The sequence below is a fragment of the Nocardia puris genome (genome assembly GCF_036051655.1).
In the GTDB taxonomy this organism is placed as follows: domain Bacteria; phylum Actinomycetota; class Actinomycetes; order Mycobacteriales; family Mycobacteriaceae; genus Nocardia; species Nocardia puris.
On record NZ_CP107943.1, the window covers coordinates 1,057,150 to 1,082,597 of the forward strand.

At 69.4% G+C, this 25,448-nt stretch carries 23 protein-coding genes and 1 pseudogene; 10 read left to right on the forward strand and 14 right to left on the reverse strand.

Features of this window, described 5'->3' with window-relative positions; genetic code table 11:
- Positions 1–122: 122 nt before the first annotated feature.
- The 6 genes from pstB to OHB21_RS04450 all read right to left on the reverse strand — a co-directional run bounded on the left by pstB (position 123) and on the right by OHB21_RS04450 (position 6,031).
- Positions 123–899 carry a phosphate ABC transporter ATP-binding protein PstB gene (gene pstB, locus OHB21_RS04425; protein WP_067504783.1) on the reverse strand — a complete coding sequence of 259 codons (777 nt, stop codon included), beginning with the start codon at positions 897–899 and terminating at the stop codon, positions 123–125.
- A 20-nt stretch (positions 900–919) separates the two neighbouring features.
- Positions 920–1,825, reverse strand: a complete 906-nt coding sequence (gene pstA / locus OHB21_RS04430; RefSeq protein ID WP_407675156.1) for a phosphate ABC transporter permease PstA — start codon at positions 1,823–1,825, stop codon at positions 920–922.
- Positions 1,825–2,796, reverse strand: a complete 972-nt coding sequence (gene pstC, locus OHB21_RS04435) for a phosphate ABC transporter permease subunit PstC (protein ID WP_407675157.1) — start codon at positions 2,794–2,796, stop codon at positions 1,825–1,827. Before pstC ends, pstA begins: the two co-directional genes overlap by 1 nt.
- Before the next feature lie 91 nt (positions 2,797–2,887).
- On the reverse strand, positions 2,888–4,000 hold the full coding sequence (pstS, locus tag OHB21_RS04440) for a phosphate ABC transporter substrate-binding protein PstS (RefSeq protein ID WP_113975287.1): 1,113 nt from the start codon (positions 3,998–4,000) through the stop codon (positions 2,888–2,890).
- A 283-nt stretch (positions 4,001–4,283) separates the two neighbouring features.
- Positions 4,284–5,183, reverse strand: coding sequence for a mycothiol synthase (gene mshD, locus OHB21_RS04445; RefSeq protein WP_195125312.1), 900 nt, complete (start codon positions 5,181–5,183; stop codon positions 4,284–4,286).
- 89 nt (positions 5,184–5,272) lie between these two features.
- A complete protein-coding gene (locus OHB21_RS04450) occupies positions 5,273–6,031 on the reverse strand; it encodes a winged helix-turn-helix transcriptional regulator (protein WP_067504802.1) in 759 nt (252 codons plus the stop codon).
- Between the two features lie 189 nt (positions 6,032–6,220).
- Here OHB21_RS04450 and OHB21_RS04455 point away from each other — a divergent pair, with 189 nt between their 5' ends.
- The 6 genes from OHB21_RS04455 to OHB21_RS04480 all read left to right on the forward strand — a co-directional run bounded on the left by OHB21_RS04455 (position 6,221) and on the right by OHB21_RS04480 (position 10,325).
- Entirely contained in the window at positions 6,221–7,033 is an 813-nt protein-coding gene (locus tag OHB21_RS04455) for an LmeA family phospholipid-binding protein (RefSeq protein ID WP_067505075.1), read from the forward strand.
- Positions 7,030–7,458 carry a thioredoxin family protein gene (locus OHB21_RS04460; RefSeq protein WP_067504805.1) on the forward strand — a complete coding sequence of 143 codons (429 nt, stop codon included), beginning with the start codon at positions 7,030–7,032 and terminating at the stop codon, positions 7,456–7,458. The genes OHB21_RS04455 and OHB21_RS04460 overlap by 4 nt, the downstream gene beginning before the upstream one ends.
- 291 nt (positions 7,459–7,749) lie before the next feature.
- Positions 7,750–8,259 carry a DUF4395 domain-containing protein gene (locus OHB21_RS04465; RefSeq protein WP_195125311.1) on the forward strand — a complete coding sequence of 170 codons (510 nt, stop codon included), beginning with the start codon at positions 7,750–7,752 and terminating at the stop codon, positions 8,257–8,259.
- A 31-nt stretch (positions 8,260–8,290) separates the two neighbouring features.
- Positions 8,291–9,124 (forward strand): sulfurtransferase, encoded by an 834-nt coding sequence (locus OHB21_RS04470; RefSeq protein ID WP_067504808.1) that lies wholly within the window; start codon positions 8,291–8,293, stop codon positions 9,122–9,124.
- Between the two features lie 5 nt (positions 9,125–9,129).
- Positions 9,130–9,435, forward strand: a complete 306-nt coding sequence (locus tag OHB21_RS04475; RefSeq protein WP_040773727.1) for a DUF1416 domain-containing protein — start codon at positions 9,130–9,132, stop codon at positions 9,433–9,435.
- 170 nt (positions 9,436–9,605) lie between these two features.
- On the forward strand, positions 9,606–10,325 hold the full coding sequence (locus tag OHB21_RS04480) for an FABP family protein (RefSeq protein ID WP_084537387.1): 720 nt from the start codon (positions 9,606–9,608) through the stop codon (positions 10,323–10,325).
- Positions 10,326–10,387: 62 nt separating this feature from the next.
- Here OHB21_RS04480 and OHB21_RS04485 read toward each other — a convergent pair whose 3' ends face one another.
- The 6 genes from OHB21_RS04485 to OHB21_RS04510 form a co-directional block, all read right to left on the reverse strand.
- The gene (locus OHB21_RS04485) at positions 10,388–11,002 is read right to left on the reverse strand and encodes a Uma2 family endonuclease (protein WP_324192031.1); all 615 of its coding nucleotides are present in this window, start codon (positions 11,000–11,002) and stop codon (positions 10,388–10,390) included.
- Positions 11,003–11,583: 581 nt separating this feature from the next.
- Positions 11,584–13,296 (reverse strand): ATP-binding cassette domain-containing protein, encoded by a 1,713-nt coding sequence (locus tag OHB21_RS04490; RefSeq protein WP_228790437.1) that lies wholly within the window; start codon positions 13,294–13,296, stop codon positions 11,584–11,586.
- An 86-nt stretch (positions 13,297–13,382) separates the two neighbouring features.
- Positions 13,383–15,188, reverse strand: a complete 1,806-nt coding sequence (gene cydD, locus OHB21_RS04495; RefSeq protein WP_067504817.1) for a thiol reductant ABC exporter subunit CydD — start codon at positions 15,186–15,188, stop codon at positions 13,383–13,385.
- Positions 15,189–15,191: 3 nt separating this feature from the next.
- Positions 15,192–16,223, reverse strand: coding sequence for a cytochrome d ubiquinol oxidase subunit II (gene cydB / locus OHB21_RS04500; protein ID WP_195125309.1), 1,032 nt, complete (start codon positions 16,221–16,223; stop codon positions 15,192–15,194).
- Positions 16,224–16,235: 12 nt separating this feature from the next.
- Positions 16,236–17,726 (reverse strand): cytochrome ubiquinol oxidase subunit I, encoded by a 1,491-nt coding sequence (locus tag OHB21_RS04505; RefSeq protein WP_067504824.1) that lies wholly within the window; start codon positions 17,724–17,726, stop codon positions 16,236–16,238.
- 102 nt (positions 17,727–17,828) lie between these two features.
- Positions 17,829–18,749, reverse strand: a complete 921-nt coding sequence (locus OHB21_RS04510; protein WP_195125308.1) for an aminodeoxychorismate lyase — start codon at positions 18,747–18,749, stop codon at positions 17,829–17,831.
- Positions 18,750–18,852: 103 nt separating this feature from the next.
- Here OHB21_RS04510 and ygfZ point away from each other — a divergent pair, with 103 nt between their 5' ends.
- The 4 genes and pseudogenes from ygfZ to OHB21_RS04530 all read left to right on the forward strand — a co-directional run bounded on the left by ygfZ (position 18,853) and on the right by OHB21_RS04530 (position 22,273).
- Positions 18,853–19,968 (forward strand): CAF17-like 4Fe-4S cluster assembly/insertion protein YgfZ, encoded by a 1,116-nt coding sequence (ygfZ, locus tag OHB21_RS04515; RefSeq protein ID WP_067504829.1) that lies wholly within the window; start codon positions 18,853–18,855, stop codon positions 19,966–19,968.
- Between the two features lie 315 nt (positions 19,969–20,283).
- Positions 20,284–20,895, forward strand: a pseudogene (locus OHB21_RS04520) (MOSC domain-containing protein); the annotation flags it as partial.
- Between the two features lie 45 nt (positions 20,896–20,940).
- Positions 20,941–21,891 (forward strand): asparaginase, encoded by a 951-nt coding sequence (locus OHB21_RS04525; protein ID WP_067504835.1) that lies wholly within the window; start codon positions 20,941–20,943, stop codon positions 21,889–21,891.
- 175 nt (positions 21,892–22,066) lie between these two features.
- The gene (locus OHB21_RS04530; RefSeq protein WP_067504838.1) at positions 22,067–22,273 is read left to right on the forward strand and encodes a DUF3073 domain-containing protein; all 207 of its coding nucleotides are present in this window, start codon (positions 22,067–22,069) and stop codon (positions 22,271–22,273) included.
- Between the two features lie 152 nt (positions 22,274–22,425).
- Here OHB21_RS04530 and purM read toward each other — a convergent pair whose 3' ends face one another.
- Both purM and purF read right to left on the reverse strand, forming a co-directional pair.
- The gene (gene purM, locus OHB21_RS04535) at positions 22,426–23,502 is read right to left on the reverse strand and encodes a phosphoribosylformylglycinamidine cyclo-ligase (protein WP_195125307.1); all 1,077 of its coding nucleotides are present in this window, start codon (positions 23,500–23,502) and stop codon (positions 22,426–22,428) included.
- A gap of 210 nt (positions 23,503–23,712) precedes the next feature.
- The gene (purF, locus tag OHB21_RS04540) at positions 23,713–25,293 is read right to left on the reverse strand and encodes an amidophosphoribosyltransferase (RefSeq protein WP_067504844.1); all 1,581 of its coding nucleotides are present in this window, start codon (positions 25,291–25,293) and stop codon (positions 23,713–23,715) included.
- Between the last annotated feature and the right edge of the window lie 155 nt (positions 25,294–25,448).

Sequence of the window (25,448 nt, forward strand, 5' to 3'; positions counted from 1 at the left end):
ACCCATGTTCTCGCGTGATACGTGGGTAGCGTCGGGCGTCCTGGCGGAGATCGACTGCTGGTCAAGGTGTTCCAACGAAATGGGCCCGCGTACACAGCGCGGGCCCATTTCGTCGAAACTCTTTATCCGAAGCGGCCGGAGATGTAGTCCTCCGTGGCCTTGTTTCCCGGGTTGGAGAAGATCTTCTCCGTGTCGTCGATTTCGATGAGCTTGCCGGGCTTGCCCTGGGCTTCCAGGTTGAAGAAGCCGGTCTGGTCGCTCACGCGGGCGGCCTGCTGCATGTTGTGGGTCACGATGACGATCGTGAACTCCTTCTTCAGCTCGGTGATCAGGTCCTCGATCGCGAGCGTGGAGATGGGGTCCAGGGCCGAGCAGGGCTCGTCCATGAGCAGCACGTCGGGCGAGACCGCGATGGCGCGGGCGATGCACAGGCGCTGCTGCTGACCGCCGGACAGGCCGCCGCCCGGCTTGTCGAGACGGTCCTTGACCTCGTTCCACAAGTTGGCCCCGCGCAGCGAACGCTCGGCGACCTCGTCGAGTTCGCTCTTGCCGCGCACGCCCTGCAACTTCAGGCCCGCCACCACATTGTCGCGAATGGACATGGTGGGGAACGGGTTCGGGCGCTGGAACACCATGCCGATGGTGCGGCGCACGCCCACCGGGTCCACCTGCGCGCCGTAGATGTCCTCGCCGTCGAGCAGCACCGCGCCCTCGACGCGCGCGTTCGGGGTCACCTCGTGCATCCGGTTGAGCGAACGCAGCACGGTGGACTTACCGCAGCCGGACGGACCGATGAAGGCGGTCACGCTGCGCGGCAACACGGTCAGGGCGACATCGGCCACGGCGTGGAACTTGCCGTAGTAGATGTTCAGGTCTTTGACGTCGATCCGCTTGGCCATTGTGGTTTCCGTTTCGCCTTCTATCGGTTCCGCGTGAGCAGCTTGTTGACACCGGCGGCCGCCACGTACAGCAGCGCGATGAGCAGGATCAGCGTGAGCGCCGCACCCCACACACGCTCACGTCCGGCGGCTTCGGGGTTGGCCAGCTCCTGGTAGATCATCAACGGCAGCGAGGCCATGTTGCCGTCGAAGAGATCGGTGTTGATCGACTTGCTGTAGCCGACCAGCACCAGAACCGGTGCGGTCTCACCCATGACTCGCGCCAGGGCGAGCAAAATACCGGAGATCATGCCCGGCAGCGCCGTCGGAATGACGATGCGCATGATGGTCTTCCACTTGGGGATGCCCAGCGCGTATGAGGCTTCGCGCAACTCGTCGGGGACGAGTTTCAGCATCTCCTCGGTGCTGCGCACCACCACCGGCAGCATGAGCAGCACCAGAGCCAGCGACACCGCGAACGAACTCTGCGGGAAACCGAGCGTGGCGATCCACAGCGCGAAGATGAACAGGGCCGCGACGATCGAGGGAACACCGGCGAGGATGTCGACCATGAAGGTGGTGACGCGGGCCAGTCTGCCCCGGCCGTATTCGACCAGGTAGACCGCGGCCATGATACCCAGCGGCACCGCGAGCACGGCGGCGACCGCCGACTGCACGACAGTGCCGTAGATCGCGTGGTAGACACCGCCGCCGGTCTGGTCGGGCAGGATGCCCCGCTGCGAATTCAGCCACCACTCCGAGGTCAGAATGGCGCCGATCCCCTTGCTGATCACCATCCACAGCACCCATCCCAGGGGGATGAGCGCGATGACGAAACAGAGCGTCACCAAGCCGGTGGCGAGGTGGTTGCGGATCCGGCGCCCGGTGCTGACGTGCCGGAAGGTGGGCGCCTTGACCGGCGCGTCGAACTTGGTCATTGTCGCCATCAGCCGTTCACCTTTCCGCCGGCGGCGAGCCGCGCCAGCGCGTTGACCACGAAGGTCAGTGCGAAGAGCACGAAGCCCGCCGCGATGTAGGCACCGGTCGGCAGCGGCGAGGAGAACTCCGCCGCCGAGGCCGCGATGCGGGACGCGAAGGTGTAGCCGCCGTCGAACAGCGACCATCCGCCCGCCTGCGCCGCGGTGCGCAGCACGACCAGAACCGCGATCGTCTCGCCGAGCGCGCGGCCCAAGCCGAGCATGGACCCGGCGATCACACCACTGCGGCCGTAGGGCAGTACGGTCATCCGCACCACTTCCCACTTGGTGGCGCCCAGCGCCTGCGCGGCCTCGATGTGCTCCCTCGGGGTGAGATGGAACACCTCACGCGACACCGAGGTGATGATCGGCAGGATCATCACCGCGAGCACCACACCCGCGGTGAAGATGGTGCCGCCGCCTGCGATGGAGACGTTGCCGTCGGAGAACAGGAAGAACCATCCGAGATTGTCGTTGAGGAAACGCTGCACCGGTTCCAGCTCAGGCGCCAGCACCAGAAATCCCCACAGGCCGAATACGATCGACGGCACCGCCGCCAGCAGGTCGACCAGCGTCGCGAAAGGCCGCGCTACCGACTTGTGAGCGTAGTGGGTCAGGAACAGCGCGATGCCGACACCGATCGGCACCGCGATCACCAGGGCGAACACCGAGCTCAGCACCGTGACCATGAACAAGTCGCGAATACCGAAGCGCAGGTGGTCGGCGTCGGAAGTGTTGAATTCGGTGCTGGTGAAGAAGTTCGCTTCGTTCGCCATGACCGAGGGCACCGCGCGGATCAGCAGGAACAGCGCGATCAGCGCGATCGCGGCCACGATGGTCGCACCGGCCGCCGTCGCCAGCGATCGGAAGATCACTTCATAGCGCTCGTTCGGAGCGGCGCGTCGCGGGGCAGGCTTATCAGCCTTCGGTTCGCTCGACATAGGCGCAGTATCTCCAGCCGCCCGCGGGCTCGTCGAGTCCGACGAGCCCGCGGGGGTCACCTCAGGGTGCACGGTCATGGCAGCGCGACGATCAGGAGATCGCGTTGATCGCGGTGGTCAGGCGGGTCTTGAACTGGTCCGGGATCGGGATGTATCCGTTGTCCTCGAGACCGGTCTGGCCGTTGGTGACCGCCGAGGTCAGGAATGCCTTGACCGCGGTGGCGGTGTCGGCGTCGGCGTACTTCGAGCACACGATCTCGTAGGTGGCCAGCATGATCGGGTACGAGCCCGCCTCGGTGGGCGTGTAGAACGAGCTGGTGTCGAGCACCAGGTCGTTGCCCTCTCCCTTGATCTTCACGCCGTCGATGGCCTTGCCCGCGGTCTCGACCGTGAGTTCCACCGGGTCCGGACCGGCCGAGGTGACGATCTGGGCGACCGACAGGTTCTGCGCCTTGGCGAAGGACCACTCGTTGTAGGTGATGGAGCCGGGGGTGCCCGCGATGGCGGCCGAGGTACCCTCGTTGCCCTTCGCGCCCTCACCGACGCCGCCGGCGAAGCTCTTGCCGCCGCCCTTGCCCCAGGCGCCGTCGGAGGCGGCATCCAGGTAGAGCTGGAAGTTGTCGGTGGTGCCCGACTCGTCGGAGCGGTAGATCACCTTGATGGTGTCGCCGGGGAGGGTGACGCCCGGGTTGAGGGCCGCGATCTCGGGGGCGTTCCAGGTGGTGACGGTGCCGTTGAAGATCTTGGCGGCGGTCGGGCCGTCGAGTACCAGGTCGGACACACCGGCCAGGTTGTAGGTGATCGCGATCGGGCCGAACACGGTGGGCAGATTCCACGCCGGAGCCCCGCAGCGCTCCTCGGCCTTGGCGTACTCGCCCTTGGACTCGCTCAGCGGGGAGTCGGAGCCGCCGAAATCGGTCTGGCCGCCGACGAATTCGTTGACGCCCGCACCCGAGCCGCTGGACGTGTAGTTGAGCGTGAAGCCCTCGCAGTTGGCCTCGTAGGCGGCGATGAAGCGCTCCATGGCGTTCTTCTGCGCCGACGCGCCACTGGCCTTGAGGGCCTCCTTGCCTCCGCACTCGAGGTCGGAGTTGACCGACACATTGCCGGTAGTAGAGGTGTTGTCGTCGCTGCCACAAGCCACGAGCGGCATGGAGACCGCGGCCAGCACACCGACGAAGGCGCTGCTGCGCTTGAAATTCACTATTCCTCCGGGAATCGCGTCCGACTCGCCCGGTCCCTCACCGGCCCGGGCGGGTGTTGTGGTGCCGTTCGCGGGGAACTTGCGCACCAGGCAGCTCGCACTGCCCACAAGTAACGTAGATTCGCCCGGTTGACAGTTGGACCAGGCTGGGTGAACGCAAGGTGAACAGCCCGGCGCGATTCCGCCCGTTATGTGTGATGTTTGCCGCAGCTTTACTGCCCGTGCCCGCAATAGTCCCGCACCGGCCGCTCGGCGGCCGTGCGGATCGGCCTGGGCCTGCCGCTCATTCGGGTGCCGAGTAGGCCACATCGACGTGCGCGACCGCGAACCCGAGGCGGGTGTAGGTGTGCACGGCGGCGGCGTTGTCGGCCTCGGTGTAGAGCAGTACCTCGCCGAGCCCGCGGTCGCGCAGGTGGCGCAGGCCCGCCAGCGTGAGCAAGCGCCCGAGCCCGCGCCCCTGGGTGGCCGGATCGATCCCCACCACGTACACCTCGCCGACCGGCGGCCGTTCGTCGAGATGCACCTTGGTCCAGTGGAACCCGAGCACCGTGCGCTCGTCGGCGGCGGTGGCGATGAACAGGCCCGCCGGGTCGAACCACGGCTCCGCGCGGCGCACCGCGATATCGCGCTCGGTCCACGCGCCCTGCTCGGGGTGCCAGGCGAAGGCGGCCCCGTTGACGCGCAACAGCTCGGCGTCGTCGTCCGGTCCGGCGTAGGTGCGCAACCGCACGCCGTCCGGCACCGTCAGTTCCGGTAGCTCCGGCGTTGCCAAAGACCTGCGCATCTGCCACAGCTCCCGCGCCGTGACCAGCCCGAGCCGCGCCGCGACGGCCTTGGCGGCGGGCCGGTCGCCGTGCGCCCACACCCGCGCGCCCACACCGCCTTCGGCCAGCGCCGCGCGCACCAGCTCGGTGCCCAGGCCCTGGCCGCGCGCGGACGGCGCGACTGCCGCCTCCGCCATCGCCGGATGATCGCCGTGACCGGGCACGAGATTCGCGTATCCGGCGATCACGCCGTCGCGCTCGGCCACCAAGTGCCGCGCCGCGCCGGATTCGCCGAGCGACAGCACGGCCTGCTCGGAGACCGGTGCCACACCGTCGGCGCCGGTGGCCTCGGCGAGCAGCGCGCGCACCGCGTTCGCGGTCGCCGGGTCCACGTCATCGATCCATCGCCGCTGGGCCACGGGCCGTCCTCTCTGGCTGGTCGCCCGCGCCGGGCGTCGTCATCGTCACATCGGACAGCGCGCGACGACACCGCCGCATTCCGCGCGCGCTACGGGGCCGAGCCGTTGACCGGGGTGAGGCCCGCGTCGTCCTCGGATTCGTCTTCGGGGAACGCCACCGCCTCGCCCTTGGCCGCCGTGCGCGAGGGGCGCACCGCCTTGTAGCCGACGTTGCGCACGGTGCCGATCAGCGACTCGTACTCGCTGCCCAGCTTGGCGCGCAGGCGCCGCACGTGCACGTCGACGGTGCGGGTGCCGCCGAAGAAGTCGTAACCCCACACCTCCTGCAGCAGCTGGGCGCGGGTGAAGACGCGGCCCGCGTGCTGCGCGAGGTACTTGAGGAGCTCGAACTCCTTGTAGGTGAGGTCGAGGGGGCGCCCGCGCAGCCGCGCGGTGTAGGTGCCTTCGTCGATGACCAGCTCGCCCAGGGTGATCTTGCCCGTGTTCTCCGGGCTGGCCACACCGCCGTTGCGACCGACCAGCAACCGCAGGCGCGCGTCCAGCTCGGCGGGGCCGGTGCCGGGTAGCAGGATGTCGTCCAGACCCCAGTCCGCGTTCACCGCCACCAGGCCGCCTTCGGTGAGCACGGCCACCACCGGCACCGAGGAGCCGGTGCTCCCCAGCAGGCGGCACAGGCCGCGCGCGGCGGCCAGATCGGTGCGCGCGTCCACCAGCGCGACATCGGCGGTACCGGCCTCCAGCAGCGACGCCACCTCGGTCGGGGCGGGCCGCACGTTATGCGCCAGCAGCGCGAGCGAGGGCAACACCGACTCGGGATTGGGGTCGGAGGTCAGCAGGAGCAGCTCCACAGGCTCTCCTCCGTTCTCGTAGCTCCGGGCAACAACTCAGCACCGCGAAAAGCCACATCGCTGATCCACAGGTGATTCGGATGCAAGGTTAGCGCGTCAACCCAGGTGAGCACGCCCTACGGGTACCCCGGCGTGCGCGTGGCGACACCGTGGCTGCCGCGACCGCGCCACCGGATTACTGTGCAGAGCATGCGCAAGCTGATCATCGGACTGCTGGTACTCGCGGGTGTGGCTGTGATCGCCGACTTCGGCGTCGCCGCCTACTCGGAGTACCGCGTCTCGCGCGCGCTGCGCGACGGAGCCGACCTCGGCGCCGACCCCGCGGTCACCATCCAGGGCTTCCCGTTCGTCACGCAGGCCGTCGACGGCCGATACCAGAGCGTGCTGATCCGCGCCGACGTGGTGCGCCCCGACATTCCGGGCGAGATCTCCATCGACGCCACCCTCACCGGCGTGCGGATCGGCCTGCGCGACCTGGTCGACGGGAACCTGCGCCGGGTGCCGGTGGAGCGGGTCGAGGGCGCGATGCGCATCCAGCCGACCGAACTCGGCAAACTCTTCAATATCCCGGACCTGCAAGTGCATTCGCGCCCGGCGGACAAATCCGACGGAACGGGTGGATCGGGCGGATCGGGGGTCACCACCGAGGGCGCGCTGGTGCTCACCGGCACGCTGCCCGGCACCGGCGCACGGCAAGGCACGGCGGGCGGACCGGTCGGCGACAAGGTCGCGGTGCAGGCCGATCTGCTGCTCGACGGCGACAAGGTGCAGATCGTCGCGACGGGCTTCCACCGCAGCAGCGACACCGACCTCACCACCACCGCCGTCGTCCCCGAAGCCGACCGGCCCGCCGTGCTCGCGCGATTCTCGCGCACCATAGATACGAAGGACCTGCCGTTCGGCGTGCTCCCCACCCGGGTGTACGCACTCGGCGGACAGATAGTGGTCGAAGGCAAAGGAGACAACGTGACCATCGACCTGGACCAGTTGCAGCGGACATGATCGAGATCACAATCCTGGCCCTGGTGCTGGTGGCGGGCCTCGCCGTCGGCCTCGCCGTGCGCGGCCGCGAGGGCAAGGTGCGCGCGGCCGCACCCGCCGCGGACACCCGCACCCACCTGCTCGCCGCCGTCGGCGTCTCCGGCACGGGTCCCGCCGTGCTGCACTTCTCCGCCGACTGGTGCGGGCCGTGCGCCGCGGTGCGCCGTGTAGTGGCCGGTGTCGCAACGGATCTCGCGGACGCGCCGAAACCGCCGCAGGACATCGAGGTCGACATCGACGCCGAACCCGCGCTGGCCAAGGAGCTGAACGTGCTCTCGCTGCCGACCACGTTCGTGTTCGATGCCGAGGGCCGCGAGCGGTTCCGCATCTCCGGTGTGCCCAAGGCCGGCGATCTGCGCTCGGCGTTGGCCCCCTTGACAGCCTGAAACCCGCGGGCCGGGCGCCCGCGCGGCCTCATCCGACGGACCCGGGGCCCATTTCCCCCGCCGAGTTGGTAAACTGCCTCTCGTGCAATCCGACCACGAGCTGATGCTCACCCGACGCCGCACAGTGGATCTGTGTCGGCTCGGTGGTTGTTGCTGCCTGTGCCGCTGATCGGTCGGCCCCCCCAGTTTTCCTGGCGCCGACCCAGCGTTTGCCGCGCGAGTGATCGTTGATCCCCCGGCAGACCGGCAATCTTTCAGCCATTCGCCGCATTCAGCGCAGGAGTACGCACGATGTCCACCGAATCCACCAAGTTCACCGAAACGTCGAACACCGACCCGGCCGCGGCCATTCCCGCGCCCGACCGCGTCGACGTGCGCGGCCCCCGCTTCGCGGCCTGGGTCACCACCGCCGTCCTGGTGCTGGTGCTGCTCGCCGCGATCGTCTCGACCGTCCTCGCCGCGGTGCTGATCGCCGCGCAGGCGGTCGTCTTCGCGATCGGGGCCGTCGCGGGCCCGCGCAAGCACCCGTACGGCCGGATCTTCGCCACCTTCGTCGCGCCGCGGCTCGCACCCGTCAGCGAGACCGAACCCACCCCGCCGCTGCGGTTCGCCCAGCTGCTCGGGTTCGTGTTCGCGGCCGTCAGCCTGCTGGGCTTCGCGCTCGGCGCCACCGTCGTCGGCGCGGTGTTCGCCGGCCTCGCCCTTTTCGCGGCGTTCCTGAACGCGGCGTTCGGGATCTGCCTGGGCTGCCAGATGTACCCGCTGGTCGCCCGCTTCCGCCGGCATCCGGCACCGAACTGACCCTGCAAGTTCCCCCTCTGAAAGGAAAACAATGGCTCGCTCCGATGTCCTGGTCTCCGTGGACTGGGCCGAAGAAAACCTCAACAAGCCGGGTGTGGTCTTCGTTGAGGTCGACGAGGACACCTCCGCCTACGACAACGGACACATCGAGGGTGCCGTCAAGCTCGACTGGAAGAAGGACCTGCAGGATCAGGTTCGTCGTGACTTCGTGAACCAGGAGCAGTTCTCCGATCTGCTCTCGGCGCGCGGCATCGCCAACGACGACGAGGTCGTCCTCTACGGCGGCAATAACAACTGGTTCGCCGCCTACGCCTACTGGTACTTCAAGCTGTACGGCCACAACAACGTCAAGCTGCTCGACGGCGGACGCAAGAAGTGGGAGCTCGACGGCCGCCCGCTGTCCAAGGACGCGGTCTCGCGCCCGGCCACCCAGTACAAGGCCTCGGCTCCGGACCTGTCGATCCGCGCGTTCCGCGACGAGGTCATCGCGGCCATCGGCGCCAAGAACCTGGTCGACGTGCGCTCCCCCGACGAGTTCTCCGGCAAGATCCTGGCTCCCGCGCACCTGCCGCAGGAACAGAGCCAGCGTCCCGGCCACATCCCCGGCGCCATCAACGTGCCGTGGAGCAAGGCCGCGAACGAGGACGGTACCTTCAAGTCCGACGAGGATCTGACCAAGATCTACGCCGAGGCCGGGTTGGACGGCGCCAAGGAGACCATCGCCTACTGCCGCATCGGCGAGCGGTCCTCGCACACCTGGTTCGTGCTGCAGGAGATCCTCGGCCACCAGAACGTCAAGAACTACGACGGCAGCTGGACCGAATACGGTTCGCTCGTCGGCGCTCCGATCGAGTTGGGAGAGTAAGGAATATGTGCGCAGCACCGACCCAGGGTCAGGCCATTCCGGCGGGCGTGGACGTGGAGAAGGAGACGGTCATCACCGGCCGGGTCCTGAGCACCGACGGCCAGCCGGTGGGCGGCGCGTTCGTGCGCCTGCTCGACGGCAACGGTGACTTCACGGCCGAGGTCGTGGCGTCGGGCACCGGCGATTTCCGCTTCTTCGCGGCGCCGGGTGCGTGGACCGTGCGCGCGCTGTCCTCGGCGGGCAACGGTTCGGCCGAGGTCCGCCCCGAGGGCGCGGGCATCCACGCCGTGGACGTCGCGGTCGCCAAGTAAGCCGCATCCGACGGCCCCGGAGCACACTGCTCCGGGGCCGTCGCACTGTCCGCCGAGCGCGGTCGTTAAAATCCAGGTGTGATCCTCTTCTTCGAGATTCTGCTGGTCGCCGTATCCATCCTCATCGGGTGGTTCGGGCTCTACGTCTTCTACCGGCTGTTCACCGAATCATGAGTGACCTCGCGAGCGAAGGTTCCGAACCGGCCGAGCGAGCGAGTGACAACATGAACGGCCACGCGCCCGCCGACCGGCCGGACGGTGAGTCCCCGCGTCGCAGCGGCGACCAGGCCGTCGCCGAGGCCGCCGAACGCGCGAAATCGACCGCCGCGCGCAATATTCCGGTGCTGCCGGACCTGCCGCTGCCCGAGGACACCGCTAACCTGCGCCTGGGCCCCGACCTGAGTTCGTCCATGCTGGCGCTGCTGCCCATGGTCGGCGTGTGGCGCGGTGAGGGCGAGGGCAACCACCCCGAGCGCGGCGACTACCGCTTCGGCCAGCAGATCATCGTCTCCCACGACGGCGGCGACTTCCTGTCCTGGGACTCGCGGTCCTGGATCATCGGGTCCGACGGCGCCTACGAGGGCCCGGACCTGCGCGAGACCGGATACTGGCGGGTCGGCATCGACGGCGACGACGAAGTGCTCGAACTGCTGCTCACCCACAGCACCGGCATCGTCGAACTCTTCTACGGCACCGCGCTCACCCAGTCCTCCTGGGAGCTGGCCACCGACGTGGTGATCCGCAGCCAGTCCGGCGTCGTCGTCGGCGGCGCCAAGCGCCTCTACGGCATCGTCGAAGGCGGCGACCTCGCCTACGTCGAAGAGCGCGTAGTAGCCGACGGCCCCCTCGAACCCCGCCTCTCCGCCCGCCTCCAGCGCTACATCGGCTGAGGATCACACCCGGTGCCGGTGCGGGGTTCCGCACCGGCCTGACGGCCTATTTCGACGCGCAGTCAGCCCCGCCTCCGGACAGCGGTCAGATCGATCGCGATCGGGAAAGGCACGCTGACTTCCAGCCGGTCGTGGAAGATCCCCGTCGGCACGTACCGGTTCGTGGCGGGGTCGAGTTCGTACACGTAGACCACAAGGGCGTCACCGCCGCCGCGCTCCACACGCCAATAGTGCGCGATACCTGCTTTCGCGTACTTCGGCGGTTTGGTTTCGCGATCGCGCTCTTCGGAGTCTGGCGACACCGCTTCCAGGGCGAGCACCACATCGTCGGCGAAGTAGTACGACGAGGGATCGGGCCGCTCGAACGCTTCGGCGGTGACCACGATGACATCCGGTTCCGGCATCTGGCGGTTGCTCAGCCGGACCGCCATCTCCCGGTCGGCTCGGAGATGCTGCGGCGCTTGCAGATCCAGCTCGCGACGGAACAGGTCGAGAACTTGGCGATGCCACTTCTGCTGCGGACTCACGAAGACCAACCCCCCGTCGATCAGTTCGGTGTGCTTCGGAAGTCCGCGGAGCTGTAGGAAGGCGTCGACGGTGTAGCCCCCCGCAGGCGGAATGACCCAGTCTGGTAGTGGCGCAACAGTCATTGGCCCTGCCTCGATGTCGTGGACCACCGCCGGTCCACTGTCGAAGGAGTATCCCCGCACGCGTGGGGAGCACCGGACCAGTGTCACCAATTCGATGGTCTGCCTACCGACCCCACCTATGTGAGGTCTCATCCCCGCGCGCGCGGGGAACACCGAGCGCGCAATGGAGTTGGAAAAGCGACTAGCACCCTCGTCCCCACACGCGCGGGGAGCACCGTCATCGTACTTGACCTGGCCGATTACGTGAGAAACATCCCCGCACACGCGGGGAGGCGAGTTCGCGGACTCCTAGATGGCGCGGGCTCATCCCCACATGCGCGGGGAGCGGCGATACCTCCATTAGCACTCCCCCGGGAACAGGAACGGCCCCCGAGCCGTACCGGTGCGGGCGGTGCCTGCACGGGTCCCGGTCGGACGGACCGGGGGCTCGGGGGCCGGGTGGCTGCCTGGTATTCGCTCAGCACTTCGGCTCGGGCGGATACGCCTACAGCGGTGGTGCCTAGCGGGCAGCCACCTCACGTGTCCTGGAATTCATATTTCCGACCACCTCCTTCCTTGTGTACGGACGAAGGTAGTCCGCCCTCGATGGTCCGGCAACGGATTTTCCGTCAGGCGAACGCGGCCGGTTTCTCGGTGGCGAATTCGGTGCTGACCTGGCCCGATGCGTCGACGTGGACGACGGCGTCGGCCCGGTGCCCAGCGGGCGGCTGATGTGTGACGACCACCACAGTCCGGTCGGGTTCGACGAGTCCGCCGGACGGGTCGAGCAGGGCGCGCAGCAGGTCGGCGCCCGCCTCGGCCTCGAGGTGTTCGGTGGGCTCGTCCAGCAGCAGCACGCGCGCGGGGGCGAGCAGGGCGCGGGCGAGCAGGATGCGCCGGCGCTGACCGCCCGACACCGCCGCCGCGCCGCCGACCAGATCGGTGTGGACGCCCTCAGGTAGCGAGTCGAGCCAGTCGCCGAGGCCGACCTTGCGCAACGCCTCCTCGGCCTCGGCGTCGGTGATGTCGCCGCGCGCCACCCGCAGGTTCTCCAGCACGCTGGTGCCGAACAGGTGCGCGTCCTCGGCGAAGAACGTGACGCCGGGGCGCGGGGTGTCGAACAATCCCGCCCACGCCATGAGCAGTGTCGTCTTGCCCGCACCGCTGGGACCGACCACCGCGATCCGGCGGCCCGCAGGCAGATCCGGCAGGTCGGGCGGCGAGACGCGGCGCGCGTCGGGGGTCTCGGCGGCGTCGAGCCTGCGCAGCGCGGCCCGCGCGGTGGTGATCGCCTGCGCGGCCGCGGGCAGCGGACCGACCGCCTCGAACGCCGAAAGCGGCAGCAGCACAAGGATGGTGAGCGCCATCGGCGTCATACCGCCGGGCAGCCCGCCGGTCGGACCGTAGATCGCGAGGCCGATCAGCAGCGCGCCGAGCACGCTGACGCCGATGGCGAACGGGGTGGCCGCGGCCGCCCACGCACCGTGCCGGGCCGCCCGGTCCTCCGCCGCGACGGCACGCCGTCCCGAATCGCGCGCCGCGGCGAGGGCGGCGTCGAGCCGTCCCGCGACGCGCAGTTCGGCGGCGTGGTCGAGCACGGTGAGCGAGCGCGCGGTGAACTCGGCGCGGTCGGCCCGCACCGCGATCTCGGCCTCGCGCGCGGCCCGCGCCGACAGCCACGGCGCGAGCACGCCGGAGAGCACCAGGCACGCGGCCAGAATCCCGGCCGCCGCCACGGAAATCGTGGCCAGCAGCACGACCGCCGCGATCGCCAGCACCACGGCCACCGCGATCGGCACCAGCGCCCGCACCACGACGGCACCGAGATCGTCTATGTCGCTGCCGATCCGGACGAGCAGATCACCGCGCCGCATCCGAGCGGGACTGTCGGCCGCGGGCTCATCACCGCGGAAACCGTTCGCGGGCAACGCCTTCCCGAAGGCAGGACGCCGAGCGGCGGCGGTGGTCGGCTCCGCTCCCGAACCTCGTTCCCCGACGGGACCCACGGCCGGCGATTCGCCGCCCGAGGTCCGTTCCCGCCGCATCCACACATCCGACCGCGACAGCGCCCGATACACCCCGGCCCGCGCCGTCGTCATGGACCGCAGCGCGACGTCATGCGTCGCAAGCCTTTCCAGGTACCGGCACAACCCGCGCGAGATGCCCAGCGCCCGCACCGTCACCACCGCGACGGTCAGATCCAGCACCGGCGGCATCTGCCAGGCCCGCGCGATCAACCACGCCGCCAGCGCCGCCAGCCCGAGCCCGCTGCCGAGCGCCAACACGCCCCACCCCACCGCGACGGCCACCCGCCACCGGGAGAGCTCCAGCAACCCCCACATCCGCCGCACGTCCGCGATCAGACCGGGTCCGGACTTCGCGCTCCTCGCCGCACTGCCCGAAGCGGGCACGGCCCTTCCACGCTGCTTCATGCCCGGCTCACCGCCTCGTCCACGAGTTCCGCGCGCACCTCGACCACGTGGTCGGCGGCCGCGAGAACGGTGGGCCGGTGGCCGACCACGATCACCGTCGCACCGGCGCGCGCTCGGGCGCGCAGGGCCGCGAGGACGGCGGCCTCGCTGGCGATGTCGAGGTGGGCGGTGGGTTCGTCCAGGAGCAGGACGGACCGGTCGGTGGCGAGCACGCGGGTGAGGGCGAGGCGCTGGCGCTGCCCGAGCGACAGGCCGACGCCGCCGACGCCCACCACGGTGTCCCAGCGATCCGGGAGTTCGTCGAGGACGGCGTCGAATCCCGTGGCCGCGCAGGCCGCGTCGAGGTCGTCCAGTACGCGCACCGCGCCGTGCGCCGCGTGGTCACCGTCGTGCGCACCGAACAGTTCGAGGTTCTCCCGCAACGTGCCGGGCACCAGCACCGGCCGCTGCGGCAACCACGCCACCCGCGACCACCACTCGCGCGAATCCAGCTCCCGCACGTCGGTGCCGTCGACCAGCACGCACCCGCGGTCGGGCGCCACCAACCCCAGCAACGCCAGCAGCGCCGTGGACTTGCCACTCCCGTTGGGCCCGGCCAGCACCGTCACGGCCCCGGGTCGCATCTCCGCATCGAGCCCGGACGGAGCCCACCCCTCCCGCGCCCGCACCCCGAGCCCGCGAATCTCGATCCGCCCCAAACCTTCTGAGCTGCCGGCCGTCGACCCGTTGGACACATCCGCGCGCCGACCCGCTCGGACCGCCGAACCTCCCGGCCCCGCCGCGCCTACCTCACGATCCTCGCCCCGTTCCGGCTCGAGCACCGCGAAAGCCTTGTCCGCCGCCGCCATTCCGTCCTGCGCCGCGTGGAAGCGCTCACCCACCAACCGCAGCGGCAGGTACACCTCGGGCGCGAGGATCAGCGCCACCAGCCCGTCGTAGAGCTCCATGTTGCCGTACACCAGGCGCAGGCCGATGGAGACGGCGATGAGCGCCACGCTCAGCGTCGCCAGCACCTCCAGCACCCCGGAGGAGAGGAACGCCATCCGCAGCGCCCGCATGGTCCGCACGCGTAGGGTGTCGCCGAGCTCGCGCACGCGACCGGCCATCGTGCGCGACGAATCCTCCGGCGCGACAACCTCTCCCCCTTCCCGCCCGAGCGCGCGCAACGTCGGCATACCCGCGAAGAGGTCGAGGATCTGATCGGACAGCCGCGTGGTGGCCACCAGCGTCGCGGCGGCCCGCCCCTGGGTGAGCAATCCGATGAGGATCATGAAGATCGGGATCAGCGGCAGCGTCACCACCGCGATCCCCACCGACACCAGGTCGTGCCGGGCGATCACCACCAGCAGGATCGGCGGCACCAGCACCGAAAGCAACAGCGCCGGAATGTATCCCGCGAGATATCCGCGCAACCCGTCGAGCCCGGTGCTCACCACCACCGCGAGTTCGGTTCGGCGGCTTTCGAGTTCGCGCGGCGGCAACTGCGCACCCGCGGCCAGCACCGCCGATTCCAGCTCCGCCACCGCCGCCGCACCGACCCGGTGCCCGATCCGCGCCTGCGCCCAACTCGCCAGCACGCGGGTGCCGAGCGCGAGGCCCAGCACCACGAGTTCGACCGTCCAGTCGTCGAATCCGCGCAGCGCGGGATCGGTGATCACCCCGGCCAGCACCCGCCCGAGCATCACCGCGACCACCACGATGCACAGCGTGATCACCACCGACAGCGCCACGCTCAGCACCAGGTAGCGCCGGGTGGACCGCGCGTGCCGCCACAGGCGCGGGTCGACGGGCGGGCGGGCCATCGCTCAGTCCCCGGCGGGTTTGAGCGGCAGGCCGATGTGGCCCGGGATCTGTTCCACCGTCAGGCGTTTGCGGAACACCCAGTACGTCCAGCCCTGGTAGCCGAGCACGATGGGCGTCACCACGATCGCCGCCCAGCTCATCACCTTCAGCGTGTACGGCGTGGATGACGCGTTGTCGATGGTGAGGCTGAACGCGTCATCGAGGGTGGAGGGCAGCACATTCGGGAACAGCGAGCCGAACAGCAGCACGGTGGCCGCGCCGATCGCCAGCGTGGTGCCGGTGAACGCCCAGCCGTCACGATGGGCGAGCACCGCCGCACCCGCGACCACGAGCCCGACCACGGCCAGCCCCAACGGAATCCACGTCCAGCCGGTGCCGTACGCCAGCTGCGTCCACACCCCGAACACGCCGACCACAGCGGCCGTCGGCACCAGCAGCCAGCGCGCGATCCGCATCGAATCGTCGCGCACCTCGCCGCCGGTCTTGAGGTTGAGGAAGATCGCGCCGTGCAGCAGGAACAGCAGCCCCGTTGTCAGCGCGCCCAGCAGCGCGTACGGGCTGAGCAGGTCCCAGGCGGTGCCGACGATCTTCTTGTCCTCGTTCATCGGCACGCCGCGCACCACGTTGGCGAACACCCAGCCCCACGCGAGAGCCGGTATCCAGGAACCGATGCCGATGCCGAGATCGCAGCGTGCCCGCCAGCGCGGATCGTCGATCTTGCTGCGGTACTCGATCGCGCACACGCGCAGGATCAGCGCGACCAGCACCAGCAGCAGAGCGAGGTAGAACCCGGAGAACAGGCTCGCGTACCACTCGGGGAACGCCGCGAACATGGCGCCGCCCGCGGTGAGGAGCCACACCTCGTTGCCGTCCCACACCGGCCCGATGGTGTTGAGCACCACGCGCCTTCGGGTGTCGGAGCCCTTGCCGAGTATCGACATCAGCATGCCGACACCGAAGTCGAAGCCCTCCAACACGAAGTAACCGGTGAACAGGACGCCGATCAGAATGAACCAGAACTCTTGCAGACTCATCGCCGGGCTCCTCTAGTACGCGAACGAAAGCTGTTCGACGGCAGGTTCTTCGGCATCGCGGTCAGGCCCGGTTTCGTCGGGTCCGGCGCCGTTCTTCGTGGACGCGGCCGGTTCCGGGCCGGCGATCACATACCGCCGTATCAGGTAGAACCACACCACCGCGAGCAGGCCGTACAGCAGCGTGAACACCACCAGCGAGGTGATCACGGTGCCCGGCGCGTGGTCGGAGACACCTTGCTGCACCGTCATGCTCAGGTTCGGATCACCGGTCGGATTCGGCACCACCACCCACGGCTGGCGGCCCATCTCGGTGAACACCCAGCCCGCGCTGTTGGCCAGGAACGGGGTGGGGATCGCGATCAGGCACAGCCGCGAGTACCACTTCTGGTCGGCGATCCGCCCGCGCCGGGTGACCCAGAATCCGGCGAACACCAGCAGCGCCGAGCCCGCGGCCAGGCCGATCATGGCGCGGAACGACCAGTAGGTGACGAACAGGTTGGGCCGGTAGTCGCCGGGGCCGTACTTCTCGACGAATGCCGCTTGCAGATCCTGCACACCCTCGAGGGTGACGTCGCTGAACTCGCCCTTGGCCAGGTACGGCAGCACGTAGGGCACTTCGATGAGGTGCGTCACGCTGTCGCAGTTGTTGTGCGTGCCGACGGTGAGCACCGAGAACTTGGGGTCGGTCTGGGTGTGGCACAGCGATTCCGCCGAGGCCATCTTCATCGGCTGCTGTTCGAACATCAGCTTGCCCTGGATGTCGCCGGTGAGCACCAGCGCGACACCCGAGACGACCACCACCAGCAGTCCGGCGCGTCCGGCCGGACGCCACATCGACCGCGCCTCGTCGACTTTCGCCGGATCGCCGCTGCGCGCGTTGCGCACCATCCACCAGCCCGCGATGCCCGCGACGAACGTGCCCGCCGTGAGGAACGCGCCCGCGATCACATGGGGGAACGCGGCCAGCGTGGTGTTATTGGTGAGCACTTCCCAGATGCTGGTGAGCTCGGCGCGTCCGCGTTCGGGGTTGTAGCGCGCGCCCACGGGATGCTGCATGAACGAGTTCGCGGCGACGATGAAGTACGCCGAGGCGTTCACGCCGATGGCGACCATCCAGATCGCCGCCAGATGCAGCAGTTTCGGCAGTCGCGTCCAGCCGAAGATCCACAGGCCGAGGAACGTCGACTCCATGAAGAACGCGACCAGCGCCTCCAGCGCCAGCGGCGCGCCGAACACGTCACCGACGAAGCGGGAGTACTCGCTCCAGTTCATGCCGAACTGGAATTCCTGCACGATGCCGGTGGCGACGCCGAGCGCGAAGTTGATCAGGAACAGCTTCCCGAAGAACTTCGTGAGGCGGTACCAGTGGTCCTTACCGGTGACCACCCAGGCGGTCTGCATGGCCGCGACGAGCGGGGCCAGACCGATGGTCAGCGGCACGAAGATGAAGTGGTAGACGGTGGTGATGCCGAACTGCCACCGCGACAGGTCCAGTACGTCCATCCGACCCTCCAGCCGATCTACGACAAGTCGTAGTACAGCCTACGCCGGAGTGGCCGAAGCTCAACGTGCTCTCGGACACGACACGCTGAAGATTCGCCGGGATCACCAGTCGCCGATCGCGCCCGCCCGCTCGATGCCGCGATCCACCAGCTCCACGATCTCGGCGGCGTTGTCGGGCGCCGACATCCGCAGCCCGTCCAGCGAGTTCACCCGCGCCGCCAGCGTGATGCTCGACAGCAGCCAGATGCTGTCGCAGGTGAGCAGATCCGCGGTGTACAGCGAGTCGTAGCGGCACTCCCAGCCCGCCTTCTGCGCCTCGGCGAACAGCGCGCGCTGCGTGACACCCGGCAGCACACCGTTTTTCGAGGGCGGGGTGATGAGCTGTTTGTCGCGCACGATCACCACGCTCGAGCGCGGGCCCTCCAGCACGCGGTTCTCGGTGCTGGTGAAGATCACGTCGTCGGCGCCCATCCGGTGCGCGAACCGCAGCGCCGCCATGTTGGTGGCGTAGGACAGCGTCTTCGCGCCGAGCAGCTGCCACGGCGCGGCCTGGGCCAGGTCGATCGAGATGCCGCGCGCCAACGTGACCACCGAGACGCCCTCGGTGCGCGCCTTGGCCACCCGGTCGGGCACCGGGACCACTAGCACGTAGGACGTGGGCACCGGGACGGCGGCGGCCAGATCACCCGAGGTGACACTCGAGCGCGAGGACGGTAGCTCGGCGTCGCGGCCGCGGGTGAGCACCAGCCGCAGCACGCCCTCGCGCTCGGCGCCCCATTCCTTGGCCGCGATCTCGACGGCCTCGCGCCACTTGCCGGTCTCGGGCTCGGGTAGGTCGAGCGCCTGGGCGGAACGGCGGAGGCGACCGAGATGGAACTCGATTGCGCACGCGTTGCCGGCCCGCACCAGCACCGTCTCGAAGACACCGTCGCCGCGCAGCACCCCGATGTCGTCGGCAAACAGCAACGGCGCGTCCGCATCCCGGACCGCGCCGTCGAGGGTGACAAGAACTCGATCTACCATGCGTCGAGCGTAGGCGGTAGGCGTGTGGTCCGCTCGTGTTTGTCCCGGGCACCACACGAGCCCGCCCTGGGCGCCCGATCCGCGGCGCGCCTACAGTGGATGTGTGTCCTCGGTCGATACACCCAGCCCCCTCCTCTCCGCTCCCGGCGCCGTGCCGGGTCAACCCGGCTCCCCCGACGCCACGGTCGCCTGGCACCACGGCGATCCGTTCGGTGAACAGCGGGCCGCCGCCGAGCGGGTGGCGGTGGTGGATCGCTCGAACCGGTACGTCCTGGCCATCACCGGCGCCGAGCGGCTGAGCTGGTTGCACACCATCACCAGCCAGCACATCGCGAACCTGGGCGACGGGCGCACCGCCGAGAACCTGGACCTCGATCTCAACGGCCGCGTGCAGCACCACTTCGTGCTCACCGATCTGGACGGCACGGTGTGGATCGACACCGAGCCCGAGCGCGGGCCCGCGCTGCTCGACTTCCTGCGCAAGATGGTCTTCTGGGCCGACGCCCAGCCGCGCGAGGCCACCGACCACGCCGTCCTCAGCCTGCTCGGCCCCGGCGTGGCCGACCTCACCGACGCGCTCGGCGTCGCGGAGCTGCCCGAGGTGTACGCGGCGGTGCCGCTGCCCGGCGGCGGTTTCCTGCGGCGGATGCCGTGGCCGACCGAGGATTCCTACGATCTGGTCGTCCCGCGCGATCGGCTCGGGGACTGGTGGACCAAGCTCACCGCGGCCGGTGCGGAACCGGCCGGGCTGTGGGCCTTCGAGGCGCTGCGGGTCGCGGCCCTGCGCCCGCGCATCGGGCTCGACACCGACGAGCGCACCATCCCGCACGAGGTCCGCTGGATCGGCGGCCCCGCCGAACGCGGCGCCGTGCACCTGGACAAGGGGTGCTATCGCGGGCAGGAGACGGTCGCCCGCGTGCACAACCTCGGCAAGCCGCCGCGCAAGCTCGTGCTGCTGCACCTCGACGGGTCCGCCGACGACCGCCCCGCCACCGGCGACGACGTCACCGCGGGCGGGCGCACCGTCGGGCGGCTCGGCACCGTCATCGACCACTACGAACTCGGCCCCATCGCCCTCGCCCTGATCAAACGCACGGTCCCCACCGAAACCGAACTCGTCGCGGGGCCCAGCGCCGCCGCCATCGATCCGGATTCGGTGCCGGTGGACGACGCGCCCCAAGCCGGCCGCCTCGCCGTCGACCGGCTGCGCGGGCGTTGAACGCGGGCGCCCTACGGCCCGAAACGCTCTCGGCGCGGGCGTATCGCACGACCGTCGTCGGCGGGCGCCTCGTGGCAAGCGCTGAACGCGAACCGGGTTCACCCTGGTGTCGTCGACAAGTGGCGGGCGGGACGCGTTCACACTCGACGGCCGCGATGTCCATCGCGGGGCCCTTCGTTGTGGCTCCCGAGCATGACCCGGACTCGCATGCACAGAGTCAGCGCAGTGCGGGCGCATCGCACCACGCCCCTCCGGCCGCTGCGGCACCGCGATGCGGTCTTTCCCCATGTCACACGAGCTGAAAGAGGAGCGCCGATGACCGATCCCCGCGTGCTGGCGGTGTGCGTGGTCCACGCCGAGCTCGAAGTACCGGGTCGCGTCGGCCGCACCGCCATCGACAAGCGGCCGGTGCCCGGTCGGGTGCGGGTGGGCACGCTCGGTCTCGCGGGCGATCACGTGTGCGACACCGCGCACCACGGCGGCACGCACCAAGCCGTCTACGCCTATGCCGAGGAGGACGCGCGCCGCTGGGCCGGCGAACTCGGCCGCGAGCTGCCCGCGGGCTGGTTCGGGGAGAATCTGCGCCTCACCGGGCTCCCGGTCAGTGACGCCGTGCTCGGCGCGCACTGGCGCATCGGCGACACCCTGCTCGAGGTGAGCGCGCCGCGCGTGCCGTGCGCCACGTTCCAGCACTGGTCGGGTGCGGCCCAGTGGGTCAAACGGTTCACCCTGCGCAGCGACACCGGCTGCTATTTCCGCGTGCTCGAGGAGGGCGCCATCGGGGCCGGCGATCCCGTCGAAGTGGTGTACGAACCCGCGCACGGCATCACCGTTCGCGACGTCTTCACCGGCGCCGATATGGACCGGCTGACCCGTTTGCCGGACGTCGAGCCCACCGTGTCCGACGATATCCGCAAGCAGATCGCCCGCCACGCCCGCCGCCACGGCGGGCACCACGACAGGAGCCGCCCGATGAGCGTCGAACTGGTCGAAGTGGTCCGTTCCGGCTTCCGCGAATGCGTGCACCGCGGATCGCTGGTGGTGCTCGGCGCCGACGGCGAACCCACCCACCAGCTCGGCGAGGTGCACCTGCCGATCTACCCGCGCTCCACCAACAAACCCATGCAGGCGATCACCCTGCTGCGCAACGGCTTCGAACCCGTCGACGACGCCGAACTCGCCATCGTCACCGCCTCGCATTACGGCGAGTCCGACCACGTCGCGCTGGTGCGCCGGCTGCTGGAGCGCTTCGGGTTCACCGAACACGACCTGGCCTGTCCGCCCGACCTGCCGTTCGAGGAGCGGGCCAGGGCCGCGGCGATCCGCGCCGACGGCGCCCGCCGGATCTACATGAACTGCTCCGGCAAGCACGCGGCGATGCTGGCCACCTGCGCCGTCAACGGCTGGCCCACCGAGGGCTACCTGGACGAGGGCCACCCGCTGCAGAAGGCGGTGATCTCGACCGTCACCGAGATCACCGGCGAACCCGAGACCGATCTGGGGATCGACGGCTGCGGATTGCCGATCATCCCGGTCTCGCTGGTCAACCTCGCCCGCGCCTTCGCCACCATGGCCACGGCGGAGCCGGGCAGCCCGCCGCGCCGGGTCGCCGACGCCATCCGCGCCCATCCGCGAGTGATTTCGGGCACGGACGCACCCGATCTGCTCACCATGTCGGCGACCCCCGGACTGGTGTGCAAAATCGGCGCCGACGGCGTGCACGCCGGGGCGCTGCCCGACGGGCGGGCCTTCGCGTACAAGATCGATGACGGCCACGACCGCGCCCGCATGCCCCTGACGCTGGCGATTCTGCACGCGATGGGGGTGGACTGGACCGATGTCCACACCGAGCTGGCGGCTCCGCCGGTGCTGGGCGGCGGTGCCAGGGTAGGGGTGATCCGGGCGATTCCCGGCATACTGTAGGAGACAGCACACACGGCGAAGACCGGGCAAACGGCGTCCGTTCGGGAGATCTTCCCCCACTCCTGGAAGCGCGACCGCCGGACACACGCTAAAGTGTCTGTCAGGAAGAGTATTAATTCGAACGGGGCCGCCAACACACCCCAGGCCGCCCCGCAGTGACGCGAGGGGGTCAGCCATGGGCCGTGGCCGGGCTAAGGCAAAGCAGACCAAGGTCGCACGCGAGCTGAAGTACAGCTCCCCCGCGACCGACTTCGCGAGCCTTCAGCGTGAGCTCTCGGGAAGCCCCAGCCACAGTGGCGGTGGGCTGCTGTCCGATGAGCACGACGCGGACGAGTCCCGCTCCCGCTGGGACGACGACTACGACGACGATTGGCGCCGCTGACCCGGACATAGACACGTTGTAAGGGGGAGGCCACCCGGCCTCCCCCTTACAACGTTGTCACCGGTAGCAACGCCTCTGACGGCTTGCTGTACACGAAGAACAGCGTCCGCATCACTCACGATGCGGACGCTGTCGTCGTCTGTTCCCAACCCCTAGAAGCGGGGGTGTTCGCCCAGGAGTACGGCGCGCACGGCGTCGCTGTCCTTGGCCTTCTTCACCGTGCCCAGCGTCCAGCACTCGATGTGCCGAGCGGTCAGCACCGCCAGCGCGCGGTCCACGTCCTCGGGGGCGACGACGGCGACCATGCCGACGCCCATGTTGAACGTCTTCTCCATCTCGGGGCGCTCCACCCGGCCGCGCTGGGCGATCATCTTGAACACCGGCGCGGGGTTCCAGGTGCCGCGGTCCAGTTCGGCCACCAGGCCGGCCGGGATGACGCGGGCCAGGTTGGCGGCCAGGCCGCCGCCGGTGACGTGGGAGAAGGTGCGCACGTCGGTCTCGGCGATCAGCGCCAGGCAGTCCTTGGCGTAGATGCGGGTGGGTTCGAGCAGCTCCTCGCCGAGGGTGCGGCCGAACTCCTCCACGTGGCCGGTGAGCGACATGCGGTCGATGTCGAGCAGCACCTTGCGGGCCAGGCTGTATCCGTTGGAGTGCAGGCCCGACGAGCCCATCGCGATCACCACGTCGCCCGGGCGCACCCGGTCGGGGCCGAGCACCGCGTCGGCCTCCACCACGCCCACGCCGGTGGCGGAGAGGTCGTAGTCGTCGGGGTCCATCAGGCCGGGGTGCTCGGCGGTCTCGCCGCCCAGCAGCGCGCAACCGGCACGCACGCAACCCTCGGCGATGCCGGACACCAGTTCGGCCACCTTCTCCGGGACGACCTTGCCGATGGCGATGTAGTCCTGGAGGAACAGCGGCTCCGCGCCGCACACCACGAGATCGTCGACGACCATCGCGACCAGATCCAGGCCGACCGTGTCGTGCTTGTCCATGGCCTGGGCGACCGCGATCTTGGTGCCCACACCGTCGGTGGAAGCGGCCAGCAGCGGCTCCTTGTAGCCGCCCTTCAGCGCGAACAGGCCGGCGAATCCGCCCAGCCCACCCTGCACCTCGGGACGGGTGGCTTTCTTCGCCAATGGCCCGAACAACTCGACCGCGCGGTCACCCGCCTCGATATCCACGCCTGCCGCGGCGTACGAAGCACCACCAGTGGGGGTCTGTTCAGTCATTGTCGGGGAAAGCTCCAAACCGATCGGGCGGATGTTGGCCAGCTCAACCTAGCTTAGCTTCCCCGCCTCCCCGGGATTTTCGCCGGTCGTGAGAGCCACACAAGGTGATCGTCGGGCCGACAGCTGGTGGCATGGCCGGGTTCTGGACGTACCCGGCGAGTTACCGATGTGCTCAACGAGATCAGTCGCCGGCTGTGACAGGAAGATCGTCTACGGCCGACTCAGTGCGCTGGCGTTGGCATTCTCCGCCAGCAGGGCCGCTTCCGGGCGGCCGCTGAGCATTCCTTCCAGAACGTTCTTGCCGATGGCGGCTTCGGTGGGGAGGGGGATCGGGTAGTTGCCGTCGAAGCAGGCGCAGCACAGGCGGGTGCGGGGCTGTTCGGTGGCGGCGATCATGCCCTCGGTGGAGATGTAGCCGAGGGAGTCGGCGCCGATGGAGCGGCGCACGTTCTCGACCATGTCGGCGTAGTCGTCGTCGGCGCCCGCGCCGTTGGCGATCAGCTCCGCGCGCGAGGCGAAGTCGATGCCGTAGAAGCAGGGCCACTTGACCGGCGGCGAGGCGATGCGCACGTGGATCTCGATGGCGCCCGCCTCGCGCAGCATGCGCACCAGGGCGCGCTGGGTGTTGCCGCGCACGATGGAGTCGTCCACCACGATGAGCCGCTTGCCGCGGATCACCTCGCGCAACGGATTGAGCTTCAACCGGATGCCGAGCTGACGGATGGTCTGGCTCGGCTGGATGAAGGTGCGGCCCACGTAGGCGTTCTTCATCAGGCCCTGCCCGTAGGGCACACCCGAGCCCTGCGCGTAGCCGACCGCCGCGGGCGTGCCCGATTCGGGCACGGGGATCACCAGATCGGCCTCGACCGGATGCTCATCGGCGAGCCTGCGCCCGATGTCGACGCGGGTGGCGTGCACCGAGCGACCGGAGATGGTGGAGTCGGGGCGCGCCAAGTAGACGTACTCGAAGACGCAGCCCTTGGGCTCGGGGTTGGCGAAACGCATCGAGCGCACCCCGTCGGCGTCGATCGCCAGCAGTTCGCCCGGCTCGATCTCGCGCACGAACGACGCGCCGACGATGTCGAGGGCGGCGGTCTCACTGGCAACAACCCAGCCACGCTCGAGCCTGCCCAGGCACAGCGGACGCACGCCGTGCGGGTCGCGCGCGGCGTAGAGGGTGTGCTCGTCCATGAAGGTCAGGCAGAACGCGCCCTTCAGCTGCGGCAGCAGCTGCATGGCGGCCTGTTCGATGCTGGAGTCGGCGGCGCCGTGCGCGAGCAGCGCGGTCATCACGTCCGAGTCGGAGGTGGCCCCGACCGGCTGCGGCCGCCCGCCCTGCACGGGGTTGCCGATCAGGCCGAGTTCCCGTGCGCGACTTGCCAATTCGGCGGTGTTGACCAGATTGCCGTTGTGGCCCAACGCCAGTCCGGAGCCGACGGCGGTGGTGCGGAAGATCGGCTGGGCGTTCTCCCAGGTGACCCCGCCGGTGGTGGAGTAGCGACAGTGCCCGACGGCGATGTGGCCGGGCATGGCGGCCAGCGTCTGCTCATCGAACACCTGGGAGACCAAGCCCAGATCCTTGAACACCAGGATCTGCTGGCCGTCGGAGACCGCGATGCCCGCCGCCTCCTGGCCTCTGTGCTGGAGGGCATACAGCCCGTAATAGGTGAGCTTGGCCACGTCTTCGCTCGGTGCCCAGACACCGAACACGCCACACTCCTCGCGTGGCTCGTTCTCGTCCTGGTCGGGGGTGGCTGCGAGGCTGTCGACGGGTGGTTCGACGTTGGTCACCGTTTGCTCCCTGTTAGGGCGGGCTGGGGGCACACGTCATTCTACGGGTGCGCGGCCGATCCCGATCACGACCTCCGCATACCGGCAGCAATCTCCCGTGTCGATCCCCCGCGCGAGCACGGTCGCGGCGGTACCGTGCGATCGTGGTCACAACG